We start from the raw sequence: 14,375 nt of genomic DNA on the forward strand, positions 1-14,375 counted from the left end.
GATACCGCCGATCCGTGCGGCGCGTCGACGACCGCGGCGCGCTTTGGGGCGCTGGCACCTCGATCGCGGGTTCGGGCACGCGTCCGTGATCCGAGCGGCCCGACGGGCCTCCAACGCAGGCGAAGGAGGTGGCGGCGCCCGCTTCGGTGACCCGCCGCCAACACCGCCCATGTCGATCCACGACACCGACCGCGAACAGCTCCTGCGCGCCCTCGACGACGAACCCGCCGCCCGTCGTGCGCTCGCCCATCGGCTCTACCTCGCGATCCGGCGCGAGGTCGCGTGTCAGCTCGCGCTGCGCCATCGTCACGGCTACGGCGAGGCCGACGAGCTGCCGCAGGATCTCGTGCAGGACGTGATGCTGTACCTCTTCGAGCGCGACGGGCAGGAGCTGCTGCGCTGGGACCCCGCGCGCGGCCGCTCGCTCGACAGCTTCGTGCGCCTGCTGGCGCGTCGCCGCGTGCATCGTCGGCTGGGTCGACCGCGCCTGCACGTGGTCGCGGCCCCGGGCGATGCCGACGAGCTCGTCGACCCCGCGGCGCAGCTGGCCGTGCGCCGCGAGCTCGAGCTGCTGCTCCAACGCTTGCGCGTGCAACCGAACAGCCGCGACGCGCGGCTGTTCGAGCTGTTGTTTGCAGGCGAGCACGCGGTCGAGGACGTGGCCCGAGCGCTGGGCATGACCACGGGGGCGGTCACGGCGTGGCGCTACCGCGTGCGTCGCCACGCGCGCTCGCTGGATCTCGTCGGCGAGGCGCCGCAGCGCGCCGCGAGCTGAGGCGTGAGCGATCGTGCCGGCAGCTCAGCCCTCGGCGGGCGGTGCCGAGGTGGTCGAGCCAGCGCCGAAGAACTCGAGACTCGCGGGCGCGCCGGGGATCTGGATCGCGGTGGTCGTGACCTGGTTGTCGACGAAGTCGATCTCGAACAGGTCGCCCGCGCGCGCGAAGCCGTAGGCGCGGCCGGCCCAGAACGCCAGCCCGAACACCTCGGGGTAGGGCACCGTGCCGAAGTTCGCCAGCAGCGTGCCGTCGCTGGGGTCGAGCTCGATCACGCAGTCGAGCGTACCGCACAGGTCGCCGCCGGTGACGGTGAGATAGGTGCCGCCGCCGGCGACCGCGACCAGGTCGCCACTCGACGCCAGCCCACCGGCGAGGGTACCGAGCGGCGTGACCGCGCCGCTCTGGGTGTCGATGCGGATGTAGTCGGCATCGACGAAGCCGACCAGCGCCTCACGATCGGGGTCGACGGTGCCGGCGGGCACGAACGACAGCGAGGTCGGATACTCGCCGTCGGCGATGTGCGTGCAGGCGGCGGTGGTGCGATCGATCGACCACAGCGAGCCGAACGCGGCGCCGTACATGTTCGAGTCGGCATCCAGCGCGATGTCGATGATCGACGCGTCGCAGCCGACGAAGTCACCCACCACGGTGACTTGCTTGGTGGTGGGATCGAGCCGGTACAGCGTGGTCGCGCTGTGGCCGAAGACCTCGGCGATCTCCGACACGCCGCCGCTGTCACCGGCGGCGTCGAGCTTCATGCCGGTCGGGTCACCGTCGTCGCCGCTGCTCGACTCGGAGCCGGCGCCGATCGTGGTCGACAGCGTCGCGATGCCGGTGGTCTGCTCGTCGCGCGGCGTGACCGTGCACGCCGACGACATCAGCAGGAACGACAGCAACCGCGACGGGCTCAAGCGTGGGCGACGCATCGACGTGGCCAACGCTACTGCAAGTCCTGTCACGGCGGGGCGAGCAACGGGAATCGAACCCGTGACCTCTGGAATCACAATCCAGCGCTCTAACCAACTGAGCTATGCTCGCCGTGCGGGGGCGACTGTCTAGCACAGCCGACGCGGCTGGCGCCAGCCCTGGTTTTCGACCCCAGCGCGTGCCCGCGGGTGATCGCGCTCGTGATGGGGCTGCAGGGGGTGTCTGGGGCTTGGGGCCGCTTGCGCCCGCTGGCGCGTGGCCATGGGCTGGGTGCACGCGGGGCGGTGACGGTGCCTCGTCCCGTCACGGCCGGGGCGCGCGATCGGGATCGTGCTGCCGTAGCCAGGCCTCGATCTCCTGCACCGCGGCGGCCCGCCCGACGGCGCCCGGGCGCTGGGCGTCGATCGCGAGATAGGCCCCGCGCGCGGTGCGGGCCAGGGCGATCGCCGTGCGCGCGTCGCTGGCCACCAGCGCTCGCGCGTAGGCGAAGTCGATCTCCGCGCGCGCAGCCGCGTCCTGGCTGTGTTCGAGCAGCAGCCACGCGCGCTCGAGGGTGGCGCGAGCGGGCTCGATCTGGCCCAGCTCGAGCTCCGCGAGGCCGCGGCCGCGCAGCGAGTTCGCCAGGTGGGCGGGGTGGGTCGCCTTGCCGGCCTCGCGCAGTCGCACCGCGAGATCGAACTGCGTGCGGGCCTGCGCCCAGTCCTTCGCGACCGCGAACACCTCGCCGAGATCGTGGTGCGAGCCGGCGATCACCGCGTGGCCCTGCGGCAGCGCGGCCTCGCGGATCTCGGTGGCCTGTCGCAGCAGCGCGGCGGCCCCGGCGGGGTCGCCACGGCGCAACAACACGATGCCGCGCGAGTGCAGCGCGTTGGCGACCCGCGGGTGCCTGCCACCATAGCGCGCGCGAACGATCTGCTCGGCCTCGCCGAGCGCCGCATCGGCGGCGTCGTACGTGCCGGCGTCGGTGAGCGCGGTGCCGAGGTTGAGCAGGCTGTCGGCGATGCGTGGGTCGCCGGTGGGCAGGTGCTCGCGCCGCAGCGCCAGCGCGCGCTCGTGCTCGGCGACCGCCTGCTCGATCGCGCCGCGGCGCCGCGCCGCGACGCCGAGGTTCTCGTGCAGGTCGGCCTCGACCAGCGCGTCACCACCGATGCGCTTGAGCGTGTGGGTGGTCGAGGCCGCGAGGTCCTCGGCCTCGCGCGCGCGCCCGGGCATCGCCGAGACCACCCACACCAGGTCCTTGTCGGCCTCGGCGCGGACCAGATCCGCACCGCCCTCGTCGGCGGTCCACGCCGCCTCGCGCAGGCTGCGTTCGGCGGCCTCGCCGTCATCGAGCGCGAGCTGGGTGCGGCCGAGCAGCACCAGCGCCTGCGCGATGGTGCCGGGGTCGGCGGTGCTGCGGGCCGCGGTCACGGCGGCCTCGGCGGTCTGCAGCGCCTCGCGGTAGTGGGCCAGGCGCAGCTGCTGCAGGCCCGCGGCCAGCTGATCGTCGACCTCGGCCAGCGCCGCGGCCTGCTCGCCGCTCGGCACCGGCTCGCGCGAGAGCAACGCCTGTCGATCGGCGCACGGCTCGAACGACGGCAGCGACGAGGTCGCGGTCACGGCCTGCGCGACCGCGTCGTCGTCGGCGTGGGCGAGCAGCCGCGTGAGCGCGCGGACGTCCTTGAGTCGCCGCTCGAGGCACGCGACCTGACGGTCGAGCATGTCCTGCGACTGCTCCTTGCGGATCGCGGTGGCCTCGCACGCGTCGGTGTGCAGGGCGACGAAGCGCGCCGCGTGTTCGTCGAGCAGCGCGGTGGTCGACGCCAGCGCGTCGGTGGCGAACGGCAGCGTGCTGCCGGCGAAGCCCTGCTCGAGCGCGGCGCGGACGGTGGGATCCCAGATGCCCTCGAGCTTGCGCTCGGCCCCGCGACAGACCGCCTCGTCGGGCCGCAGGCTCGACAGCATCAGCGCACCGGCCCCGAGCACGCCGCCGGCGACGGCGATCAGCGCGAAGCGACGCTGCCTGGCGGCGGGGTCGGCCGCCAGCGCGGCCAGCAGCGCGCGCATGTCGGGCCAGCGCTGATCGGGGTCGGTGGCGAGCCCGCGCAGCACCACCTTGCGCAGCCACGCCGGCACCGTCGGGCCCTCGCGCGACGGCTCGCGCACGCGGCCCCGCACGACGTTGAAGGCGATCTCGGGCACGCGCTCGCCCGCGAACGGTCGCTCGCCGTAGAGCGCCTCGTACAGCGAGACGCAGAACGAGAACTGATCGGTGCGCGCGTCCAGGGGCGCGCCGGTGTGCTGCTCCGGGGCCATGTACGCGGGCGTGCCCATGACCGCACCGGCCTGGGTGAGCTGCACCGACGCCGAGCTCTGCGTGAGTCGTTCCGCGGGCACCTCGTCGACGTTGCGCTCGACGGTGGGGTCGGTGCCGGCCGTGCGGGCGAGCCCGAAGTCGAGCACGCGCACGCGGGCATCGTTGCCGACCAGCATGTTCTCGGGCTTGAAGTCGCGGTGGACGACGCCTGCGGCGTGGGCCGCAGCGAGGCCCTCGGCGGCCTGTCGCCACACCGGCAGCACCTCGCGCCACGTGCGTCGCTCGCTCTGCAGCCACTTCGCCGCGTCGATGCCGTCGACGAACTCCATCGCGACGAAGACCTGATCCTCGAAGGTGCCGACGTCGTGCACCGCGATCACGCTGGGGTGGTTGAGCCGCGCGAGCGCCTGGGCTTCGCGCAGCAGCCGTGCCCGTGCAATCTCGGCGCGACCGCGGGCGCCCGGACGCAGCAGCTTGAGCGCGATCTTGCGGTCGAGTTCGGGATCGTAGGCGGCGTAGACGATGCCCATGCCGCCGGTGCCGATCTTGTCGAGCACCACGTAGCGGCCGACGATGTCGCCGCGCAACAGGAACGCCGGCGCGCTCCGACCCGGCGTGGGCGCCTCGAGGGCCGGCGCCAGGCCGGGGGTGGTCTCGGCCGGCGTGTGTGGCGAGGGTTGCGACACCTGGGGCGGGGGTCCGGTCTCTGGGATCCTATGACAGCGCCGCCTCGGATGCGCGCCCGCTCCGGCGGCCCGTGCCCGTGCGGTGGCGGATGCGGCGACGCCACGCCCTGCGCGCGCGATCGTTGCATGGGCCGGAGGCGGCCGAGCGCGCCCGGATTCGCCGGATTGGTGGCACTTGGTCGGTGCGGGCGCTACGCTGCCTTGGTTATGCGTAGCGCGTTGGTCGTGGCGATGGCGTGGTTGAGCGCGGCCTGTGCCGGCATCGAGGGCACCGAGGTCAGCACTGGCTCGCAGAACGACGGCGGCAGCACCGGCGGGGCCTCCGCGAGCGCGACCGCGAGCGACGGCGGAGCGACGACCGACAACACCAGCGCCGATCCCAGCACCAGCGGGCTGACGGCGGCCGACACCAGCGCAGGCGGCGAGACCTCGGGCATCGGCGACTCCGGCAGCGGTTCGAGCAGTGACTCGGGCAGTGACTCGGGCAGTGGTTCGGGCAGCGACTCGGGCAGTGACTCGGGCAGTGGTTCGGGCAGCGACTCGGGCAGCGACTCGGGTAGCGACTCGGGCAGTACGGGAAGTGACTCCGGCACCAGCTCGGGCACCGGCGGCGGTCCGGCCTAGCCGGCGGCGGCCTGGCTGTGCGCCCGAGGATCGGCCGAGCGCGCGGGGACGCCGACGCGGCGACGTGGTGATCGATCGTCGAGCGCGGCGAGTTTCGTCGCGCAGTGGCGGCTGAGCTCGTCGTGCTCCGCGTCGTGGAGCGCCGCGAGTCGGATCTGCGCGGCCAACAGCGACGCGCGGGCAAGCGCGGGCTGGCCACGAGCACCCGCCAGCGCGACGTCGGCCCGGATCAGATCGCGGCGCACCAACAATGTGGCCGCCGCATCGCGCACGCCATCGGCGTGGCGCAGTGCATCCGCGGCCGCCGCGAATCGGCCGCGCGCGAGTTCGGCTTCGGCGGCCGCGAGCCACGAGTCGGCCGCCAACCAGTTGCCGTCGCCGAACGCGGTCTCGAAGCGCCCTGCGGCCTCGCGGGCGTGCGTGGCGGCGTCGTGCCACCGTCCGCGCAGGGCAGCGAGCTCGGCGTGGGCATCGGCGACGTAGGCCCAGCTGGCATGGTCGCGATCATAGACCCGCGCGAACACCACCTCGGCCGCCAGCAGGTCGCGCTCGCCGTCGTCGCTGCGACCGGCTGCGAGCTCGGCATTGGCGAGGTTCAGCAGCGTGGCGCCGCGGTCGGCCTCGCCGTCGGCCGGCGTCGCCGCGATCGCCTCGCGGTAGCTCGCCACCGCGCGATCGATGTCGCCCTCGAGCGCGGCGACGTGGGCCAGCGAGTTGTGCACCTGCGCGAGCAACAAGCGCTCCCCGTGCACCTCCAGCAGCTCGCGCGCCACCACCAGCTCGGCGGTGGCCTCACGGGCGCGATCGAGGTTGACGTAGTACTGCCCGAGCAGCCGGTGACCATCGGCGACCGCACGACTGCGGGGTCCCGCGGCCGTACCGGCGAGCGCGATGAACCCCTTGGCCCACGCCTCGAAGCCGGTGAGCTCGCCGGCGACCAGGCGGGCCTCGGCCGCGAGCACCTGCATGCGCAGGGACAGCGCGCTGGTCTCGAGGCCGGCACGCTCGAGCTCGGCGAGCGCCAGCTGGGCCTGCGCGATGGTGGTGGCGGGGTCGAACGCCCGCACGGCGATCCTCGCGTCGGCGGCACGACGGCGCGCGCGTGCCATCGGATCGACGGGATCGCCGAGCACGGCGTCGGCGGTGCGCAGCCAGTCGGCCGCACCGTCGAGGTCGCCGTGGAGCAGCGCCGTCTCCTCGGCGAGGTCGAGCGCGACGCGGTGCGCCAAGGCATCCGCCCGCACGCCACGGGCCAGCGCGAAGGCAGCCTCGAGATCACGCCGGCCCGACGCCCAGTCGCCGCGGTGGCGCGCCGAGCCGTGTCGCCACAGCGCCACGCGGGCCTGCAGCTCGAGATCGTCGCCGTCGGCGTTCTCATCGAGCCACGCGAGGTCGTGTTCGAGCGCGTCGAACTCGAGCGTCAGCGTGTGCACGGTGGCCGCGTGCAGGTGCGCGAGCACGTCGTCGCTGCGCGTGGCGCCGCGCGGGCTGGCCTGGGTGGCGCAGTGGGCCGGATCGGCGAGATCCGAGACCGCCGCGAGCGCTTCGTCACCGCCCTGCTGCGGCAACGCCCGCAGCACCGCGGTGAAGTCGGCGAAGTCGGCCGCAAGGCAGCGCGCCACCGCAGCGCGCCGCGGCGTGGGGACGTCGCACACGCCCGCGGCCGCGGCCCGCCAGCCCTCCGCATGACGATCGGCGAGCGTGGTCAGCGTCGCCCGCACCGGTGCCACGACCTCGGCCGCGGCGAGTTCGGCCGCGAGCGCGTCGCGGTGGTGCGACCAGTCGCGGTGATGACCGTCGGCGGCCGCGCCGACGCCGTCGCAGCTCGAGGCATCGGCCCGCGGTCCGCCACCCAGCACGAGCACCGCGCCCAGGCCCATCACGACCGCCGCCGATCGCCCGCGCCAGCGGCCCCGCGGTCGTTGCATCGCGCGCAGCATCGCAGCGAGATCGCGGAAGCGGTCGCGGGGATGCGGCGACAGTCCCCGCACGATCGCGTCGGCGATCTCGGGCGCGAGCCCGGGCACCGCGTGGGGATCGATCCACGACTGCGCCATCTTGGCGCGGTAGAGCGCGGCACTCGAGCTGCCGGCCAGCGCGCGCGTGCCGAGCAGCGCCTCCAGCAGCGTGAGCGCGTAGGCGTAGACGTCGGTGCGCGCGTCGACCGGCTCGCCGCGGTGCTGCTCGGGGGCCATGTACTGCGGCGTACCGCCCATCCCCGCGGGGGTGTCGGCATCGCGGCGGTCGTCGTCGTCGGTGTCGAGATCGTCGCCGGTGTCGTCCTGTGCGGCCCAGCGCGCGAGTCCGAAGTCGAGGATCGCCGGCTGATCGTCGGTGCCGACGATGACGTTGCCGGGCTTGAAGTCGCAGTGGATGAGGCCCGCGGCGTGGGCGGCCGCGAGCCCGCGGCCGGCCGCCATCATCACGGCGAGCACGCGCTCGCGCGCGCGTCCCTCGGCGAGCCACGTCGCCAGCGTCGCGCCGTGCATGCGTTGCATGACGATGAACGCACGCTCGCCGCAGCAGCCCACGTCGAACACCGGCACCACGTTGGGGTGCTGCACGCTCGCGAGCGCCTGCGCCTCGCTGCGCAGGTCGAGCGCCGCGTGGTCGCCGGCGCGACGGCGTCGGACCAGCTTGATCGCGACCTCGCGATCCAGCAGCGGGTCGAAGGCGGCGTACACGACCCCGAAGCCCCCCGCGCCCAGGCGCTCACCCACGAGGTAGCGGCCGATCTGCCGGCGCTCGCCCCGGGCGGCGGCGGCCACCTGCTGAATCCAGGTGTCGGAGGGGCTGGGATCGTCGCCGCCACAGCGGGCGAAGAGCGCCGAGATCCCAACCGTGCCCGACAAGGGCGATGTCGTGCTCAACTCGCGCAAGGCCATGGCTCGATTCCCCGTGATCCGTGGGCGATCGACGCGGGATGCTGCAACCACCGCGCCGGCTCGAGGGCAGCTACGCGTCGCGACCCTGGTAGGATCGGCGCCCCGCCGATGGCCGAGCATCCGTCCGACCTGTGGTTGCTCGAGCGCTGGCGCGGCGGCGATGCGCGGGCCGGCGAGCAGCTGGTGCGACGCCACAGCGCGCGATTGCTGCGCTTCTTCGCCAACAAGGTCGGTGCCGGCGCCGAGGACCTCTGCCAGCAGACCTGGGCGTCGTGCATCGAGGCCCGCGATCGCATCGACGACGACGGCGGACGCCGCAGCTTCGCCAGCTATCTGTTCGCGGCCGCCCGCAATCGTCTGTTCAACTTCTATCGCGACCAGCAGCGCCACGCCGATCGCTTCGATCCATTGGTCACCACCGTGGCGCAGCTCACCGGCGGGACCAGCAGCCAGCTCGCGGTGCGCGAGGATCGACGACGCCTCCACGCCGCGCTGCAGTCGCTGCCGCTCGACGCCCAGATCGCGCTCGAGCTGCACTACTGGGAGCACCTGAGCGTGCGAGAGATCGGCGACGCGCTGGGCGTGCCCGAGGGCACCATCAAGGCGCGACTGTTCCGGGCGCGGGCACAGCTGCACGCGTTGCTGCACGACGCGCCTGCGGGCTAGTGTGTCGAGGTACTCGTCCGCGCTGGGGCGTTGCGGCGACCTCGAAAAAAAATTTCTGGCGCGATGCAACCGCACGGGCGTGCGCGGGTAGGGCCCTTCGAGGAGTCCATGACCCAACCACACCAGCGACTGCGTACTCTCCTGTTCCCCCTCAGCCTCGGCGCGCTGCTCGGACTGACCGCGTGCGATCCGAGCTTCGGTCCGCGTGACGTCGAAGCGCAGGCCGTCGATCGCGAGCAGATTCCCGATCTCGGCGGCTCCGAGGGTGGCCTCGAGGGTGGCTCCGACGGCCTCGAGCCGGCGGTCGACGACGCCGTGTGCCCGATCGACTGCGGTGGCGAGACCTGCGACGGCTGCGGCTTCGTCGAGCCGGCCTTCGACGTGCCCGAGTGCGGCGTCGACGAGATCGACGACGACACCGGCGAGGTGCCGCCGGCGCCCGAGCCCGAGCCCGAACCCGAACCTGGTGCGGGCAGCGACGGCGGCCTGCCGCTGCCCGAGCCCGACACGCCCGAGGGGCCGTGGGGCACCGGTGGCGTCGGCCTCGAGCAGGACGACGAACTCGGCTTCACCTCACCGCTACGCCCGAGCGCCGACAAGAAGAAGGGCAACTGCTACCCGCCGCTGCCGGCGGGCGCCAATCCGCTCGATGGCACCAAGCTCATCAGCATCCGCTGGATGGAGCAGTTCCGCACCGCGACGTGCAGCAACCCGTGGGTCAATGCACCGCTGACGTTCAACGATCTCACCGACGCGCAGGTCGATCAGATCATCGACAACTGCAAGGGCAAGCCGACCGAGATCGAGAAGCTCTTGTGCGTGGCAAAGGCCGTCGACGTGGCGGTCGATGGCACGGCCGACGCGAGCGGCGACAAGGTCTGCCGCCATCACATGGGCTCGCTCTACAAGGTGCTCAAGAAGATGGGCTACGGCAACACCGCGACCGGCTCGATGACGCACGGCTGGAACGAGGTCGCGATCGACACCAACGGTGACGGCGTGGTCGACACCATCGTCGTGCTCGACTCCTACAACAGCATCTACTACACCGTGCCGAAGTGATCGGCCGCTCGCGGGGGTCGACGGCGATCGGCGCCGTCGACCTCGCGACGACCGGGGTCTTGTCGCGCCGACGCGGGCGTGACAAGTTCGAGCGCCGCCCATGTCGTCCGCGCCGTCCCGCTCCCTCGAGACCTTTGCCAACCCTCGCCCGGGGCGTGACTACGAGATCCGCTTCGAGTGCCCCGAGTTCACCTGCCTGTGTCCGAAGACCGGCCAGCCCGACTTCGCGACCATCCGCATCCGCTACACGCCGGCGGACACCTGCGTCGAGCTCAAGAGCCTCAAGCTGTATCTGTGGTCCTACCGCAACGAGGGGGCGTTCCACGAGGCGGTGGTCAACGGCATCCTCGACGACCTCGTGGCCGCGGTGCAGCCGTTGCGGATGGTCGTCGAGGGTGACTTCCTCGTGCGCGGCGGCATCCGCACCGTGGTCGAGTGCCGGCACGGGCCGGGCATTGGCCGATGAACGGCGCGCCGCTGCCCGGCCGCGCGAGCGCGGCGGCGACCCTCGAGCACGCGCGCCGCTTCGGTGATTGCACGCGTCCGCTGGGCGCCAGTGGCCTCTGCACCGCACCGATCGCGATCGCGGCCGCACGCCTGCGTGACGACGACCCCGCCCACGCGCGCGTGCTGCAGGGCGGGCTCCTTCGCGGGCTTGGCCTGGTCGACTGCGGCGACGCCGACATGCAGCCGCAGGCGCAGCGGCTGGTGGGTCGGGTGCTCGCGCGGACGATCGCCGACGGCGGCGTGACGCGCGAGGCGGTGATCGTGCTGTTGACGGTGGCGAGCGCCTCGGCGCTGCCCGACGCGCTCGCGCGCCTCGGGCTCGCCCACGTCGACGTGGTGCTGCTGCGTGTCACGGATGGCGCCGATGTGGCGGGGCTGCGACGCGAGGCCGAGGCGTTGGCGTCGGCGCGGGCGCAAGGCCGCTTCGGCGCGCTCGGGCTCGCGCTCGACGCCGACGACCTGGTGATCGGCGATGCCAGTCCGCTCGCGCGTGCGCTCGTGATCGCCCAGCAACTCGCCGCCTCCGGACACGCGATCGCGGTGGTGCGCGTGGCGATGAACCTCTTCGAGACCGCGAGCCTGCGCGACGACGTCGCGTTGGCGGCCGCGGCCGCGGCCGGTGTCGCCGTGATTGCCACGCGGCCGCTCGCTCCGCGCGGCGCCGCGCTCACGAAGCTGGTGTCGGGCGCTCCCGATCCCGCGGTCCTGCACGCGCTGGCGGCGGTGCGCAAGCTCGAGGCCGAGTGGGTCGCGGGCCTCGGGCGCGCGATCAAGACCGGCGACGGCAGCGACGATGCGCGCGATCTGTTCCGCTGGGGGCAGCAGCTCGCGCGCACCTGGGCCGGGCCCGACGCCGCGCTGCCGTGGGCGCAGTGGGAGTCGCTGCGTCGCGATGTGATCGCGCCGCAGGTCGGTCGCGCCGCCGCGGCGCTGCTGTCCGCACTCGAGGGCGACGCGCGGGCAGAGTTCGCGCACTGGTGGCAGCGCTACGGCACCGCGCTGCACGACGCGTTCACGGCGATCGAGGCCGCGCTGCGCCGCGACGACGTGCACGGCCGCGTGCACGCGGCGCTGCGCGATGCGTTGCCCGAGGCCGCCGCCGCGCTGCCGCTGTCGCGCGCGGCCGTGTTCGCGGTCGCGAGCCGCCCGGTCGCCGCGGTCGCCGTCACGATGCGACAGCCGACGGAGCTGGTCGACATGCTCGGGCTCGCCGAGCTGGCGCCGTGGCTGCGGCCGGGGGCCGAGGCCGCCTTTGCGGCCGGGGCGTGGTCGGCGCAGGTGGCCCCGGCGCGGGCGCCCGATCGAGGACCATAGCCGCGCCGAACGGGCGCCGGGCCGCCATCGATGATGCTAAAACCGGCGCGGCGGAACCTACAGGCCACGTGGGTGCCCTAGCGCCCATCGGCCCCCGCCGACCGAAGGAGCCCCCCGCGCCATGATCCCCGTCGTCGTCGCAGCCATCGCCTCGTACGCCCACGCGGCCGACCCGTTCTCGTTCGAGTATCCGGGGCAGACCGACGCCTCCGGCGCGACCTACCTGGTCATCGTCGCCAACGACGACCTGCCGGCCTTCCAGGTCAGCATCTCGGGCGACGGCCAGACCATCAAGAAGAGCGTGCCGGCGCTCAAGGCCGGCGCCAAGCACAAGCTGACGTGGAAGCAGAAGTCGGGCACCGCGAAGTACCAGCTGGTGATCGACGGCGGCGAGGTGAGTGCCGACTTCGCGTTCGAGATGGTCAAGCCGGTCGCGGCCGGCAAGGTCGGCAAGCTCAAGGTCAAGAGCAGCCGCGAGGACGTCGTCAAGCGGCACAACGCCACCTACGAGACCTCGTTCGCGCTGACCAACTACGAGTACAAGGTCTACGACAGCGACGGCGACATCATCGCGCAGGCCGTGGTGGCCGACAATCCCGTGCCCGCCGGCGGCACGTTCACCGTGAAGTGGAGCAGCAACGCCGAGGTCTTCATGATCTACGTGCGCGGCGAGGACGAGCACGGCCGCTTCACGGAGTTCAAGCTGGTGCCGTGGTCGGTCGAGATCCCGCACACCGAGATCAACTTCGACTCCGGCAAGTTCGACGTGAAGAGCGACGAGTCCGCCAAGCTCGACGAAGCGGTCGCGGTGGCCTTCCACGAGCTCGACGCGCTGGAGAAGGTCAACGAGGCCGTGCAGGCCAACATCACGCCGCGGCTCTACATCGTCGGCTACACCGACACCGTCGGGCCCGGCCCCAAGAACGACGAGCTGTCGCGCAACCGCGCCAAGGCCATCGCCAAGTACTTCTTCGACAAGGGCTTCTGGGCCGAGATCTACTACGAGGGCATGGGCGAGCGCGCGCTGCGGGTCGAGACCGCCGACAACGTCGACGAGGTCCGCAACCGTCGCGCGCTCTACCTCATCGGCGTCGAGACCCCGCCGGGTGGCGGCCAGGTGCCGTCGCGTTGGGCCAAGCTCTCGGGCGCGCGGCCCAAGCCAGTCGGCTTCACGTTGCCGGCCCTGCCGCCGCAGTGGGCCAAGTACCGCGAGGAGCGTCGCAGCGGCGGCGGCGGTGAGGCGAGCGCCGGCGAGTCGACGCCGCCGGGCACCGACACCGAAGGCGACGGCGGTGCGACCGGCTCCGGCGACGGCGGTACCGCGCAACCGCAGCCCGAGGCGCAGCTGCCGACCGACGTCTCGGGTCCGCCGCCGGTCGAGGGCGAGCCGGGCGCGACCAAGAAGGGTTGTGCCGTCTCGCGCAGCGACGGCGACGCGCCGGCGTTGCTGTTGCTGCTCGCGCTCGCGGCCTGGCGTCGCCGCCGTCGCGCGTGAGCACGCCCGAGCATCCATCGCACGATCGCGGCGGCCCGCGGCTGGCGGCCCTCGATGCGCTGCGTGGCCTCGCGGTGTTCGCGATGATCCACCAGCACGTCAGCATCTGGTTGTGGCGGGGCCCCGACCCCGGCCGCACCAACTTCGACTACCCCGGCCTCGTGCTGCTCAACACCATGGTGGTGATCGGTGCGCCGATGTTCTTCGTGCTGTCCGGGCTTGGCACCGCGATGCTGGCTCGCCGCGCCGACCGGCCCGGACTCGACGCCACGCTGCTGCGCCGCGGCGCGATGCTGGTGGGCTACGGCCTGCTGGTGAACTTGCTGACCCCGAGCTGGTTCTCGTGGGGCTCGTTCTTCGCGCTGCACCTGATGGGCGTGTCGATCGCGTGCGCGCCGCTGTGGCGACGACTGTCCGATCGCGCGCTGCTCGGGCTCGCGTTCGCGGTGCTCGCGATCACGCCGTGGGTGCAGGCCGCGCTCGCGCTGCCGGGCGAGTTGAGCAACCCCGAGATGCGCGACACCAGCCTGCCGGGCGGCGTGCTGCGGCTGTGGCTCGCGGGCAGCCAGTACTCGCTGCTGCCGTGGCTCTCGACCTACCTGCTGGGCTACTGGGCCGGCCGCATGATCCTGCAGGATCGCCTGGCAGCGCTGGTGCGCGTCGGGCTCGTGCTCGCGGCGGCGACCGTGCTCGGTCACCTCGCGCTGCGCCTGACCGCGGCGGCCGAGGGCAGCGTGCTGTGGTACGGCTACCGCTTCAAGGTGGGCTGGTTCCCGGCGCCGGTCGTCATCGTGATGGGCCTGCTGGCGCCGACGCTGTGGATCATCGCGGCGGTCGTGCGTCGCGATCGGCGTCGACCGCTGCGCGCCGATCACCCGTTGGTCGCGATGGGCCGCATGTCACTGACGGTCTTCATCGTGCACGCGCCGCTGTTCCGCGAGCTCAGCCGGCCGCTCGGCCTGTGGAGCGCGCTGGCGCCGGCGCCGACGCTGGCCTTCGTGGTCGGCTTCACGCTGCTGTGCCTGTGGGTCGCACGCGCGTGGGCTCGGGTCGACTTCCGCTACGGCGCCGAGTGGTGGCTGCGTCGGCTGGCCGATCGCAGGCCCGACGCTGCGACCGCGACGACCGCCCGTTGAG

General features: G+C 73.1%; 11 protein-coding genes and 1 tRNA gene. 7 read left to right on the top strand and 5 right to left on the bottom strand.

From position 1 onward, the window contains the following. Positions 1-169 precede the first annotated feature (169 nt). Positions 170-775 carry a hypothetical protein gene (locus IPH07_01625; protein MBK6916076.1) on the top strand — a complete coding sequence of 202 codons (606 nt, stop codon included), beginning with the start codon at positions 170-172 and terminating at the stop codon, positions 773-775. 24 nt (positions 776-799) lie between these two features. On the opposite strand, the gene IPH07_01630 is transcribed toward IPH07_01625, so the two are convergent. The 5 genes from IPH07_01630 to IPH07_01650 form a co-directional block, all read right to left on the bottom strand. Then, positions 800-1,702, bottom strand: coding sequence for a hypothetical protein (locus IPH07_01630; GenBank protein ID MBK6916077.1), 903 nt, complete (start codon positions 1,700-1,702; stop codon positions 800-802). A gap of 38 nt (positions 1,703-1,740) precedes the next feature. Further along, a tRNA-His gene (locus IPH07_01635) sits at positions 1,741-1,814 on the bottom strand. 192 nt (positions 1,815-2,006) lie between these two features. Continuing rightward, positions 2,007-4,685, bottom strand: coding sequence for a protein kinase (locus IPH07_01640; GenBank protein MBK6916078.1), 2,679 nt, complete (start codon positions 4,683-4,685; stop codon positions 2,007-2,009). Positions 4,686-4,876: 191 nt separating this feature from the next. After that, positions 4,877-5,290 (bottom strand): hypothetical protein, encoded by a 414-nt coding sequence (locus IPH07_01645; protein MBK6916079.1) that lies wholly within the window; start codon positions 5,288-5,290, stop codon positions 4,877-4,879. Between the two features lie 15 nt (positions 5,291-5,305). Continuing rightward, on the bottom strand, positions 5,306-8,161 hold the full coding sequence (locus IPH07_01650; GenBank protein ID MBK6916080.1) for a protein kinase: 2,856 nt from the start codon (positions 8,159-8,161) through the stop codon (positions 5,306-5,308). 141 nt (positions 8,162-8,302) lie between these two features. Between IPH07_01650 and IPH07_01655 the strand changes: the two genes are divergently transcribed. From IPH07_01655 to IPH07_01680, 6 genes are all read left to right on the top strand, one after another. After that, a complete protein-coding gene (locus IPH07_01655) occupies positions 8,303-8,860 on the top strand; it encodes a sigma-70 family RNA polymerase sigma factor (protein ID MBK6916081.1) in 558 nt (185 codons plus the stop codon). Between the two features lie 108 nt (positions 8,861-8,968). Next, a complete protein-coding gene (locus IPH07_01660; protein MBK6916082.1) occupies positions 8,969-9,922 on the top strand; it encodes a hypothetical protein in 954 nt (317 codons plus the stop codon). A 100-nt stretch (positions 9,923-10,022) separates the two neighbouring features. Then, entirely contained in the window at positions 10,023-10,388 is a 366-nt protein-coding gene (queF, locus tag IPH07_01665; protein ID MBK6916083.1) for an NADPH-dependent 7-cyano-7-deazaguanine reductase QueF, read from the top strand. Beyond that, the gene (locus IPH07_01670) at positions 10,385-11,743 is read left to right on the top strand and encodes a hypothetical protein (GenBank protein ID MBK6916084.1); all 1,359 of its coding nucleotides are present in this window, start codon (positions 10,385-10,387) and stop codon (positions 11,741-11,743) included. Before queF ends, IPH07_01670 begins: the two co-directional genes overlap by 4 nt. A 121-nt stretch (positions 11,744-11,864) precedes the next feature. Next, positions 11,865-13,238: an OmpA family protein gene (locus IPH07_01675; protein MBK6916085.1), complete on the top strand. Its 1,374-nt coding sequence runs from the start codon at positions 11,865-11,867 to the stop codon at positions 13,236-13,238. Beyond that, complete coding sequence (locus IPH07_01680) at positions 13,235-14,374, top strand: DUF418 domain-containing transporter (protein ID MBK6916086.1); 1,140 nt, start codon at positions 13,235-13,237, stop codon at positions 14,372-14,374. Before IPH07_01675 ends, IPH07_01680 begins: the two co-directional genes overlap by 4 nt. Position 14,375 lies beyond the last annotated feature (1 nt).

The sequence above is a fragment of the Deltaproteobacteria bacterium genome, from assembly GCA_016709225.1.
Lineage (GTDB): Bacteria > Myxococcota_A > Polyangia > Nannocystales > Nannocystaceae > Xiheibacterium > Xiheibacterium phototrophicum.

Excerpts from the sequence above, each read along its gene's own strand:
- IPH07_01625 (MBK6916076.1), top strand. The coding sequence starts at position 170 with ATGTCGATCCACGACACCGACCGCGAACAGCTCCTGCGCGCCCTCGAC.
- IPH07_01675 (MBK6916085.1), top strand. The coding sequence starts at position 11,865 with ATGATCCCCGTCGTCGTCGCAGCCATCGCCTCGTACGCCCACGCGGCC.
- IPH07_01630 (MBK6916077.1), bottom strand. The coding sequence starts at position 1,702 with ATGCGTCGCCCACGCTTGAGCCCGTCGCGGTTGCTGTCGTTCCTGCTG.
- IPH07_01655 (MBK6916081.1), top strand. The coding sequence starts at position 8,303 with ATGGCCGAGCATCCGTCCGACCTGTGGTTGCTCGAGCGCTGGCGCGGC.
- IPH07_01660 (MBK6916082.1), top strand. The coding sequence starts at position 8,969 with ATGACCCAACCACACCAGCGACTGCGTACTCTCCTGTTCCCCCTCAGC.
- queF (MBK6916083.1), top strand. The coding sequence starts at position 10,023 with ATGTCGTCCGCGCCGTCCCGCTCCCTCGAGACCTTTGCCAACCCTCGC.
- IPH07_01670 (MBK6916084.1), top strand. The coding sequence starts at position 10,385 with ATGAACGGCGCGCCGCTGCCCGGCCGCGCGAGCGCGGCGGCGACCCTC.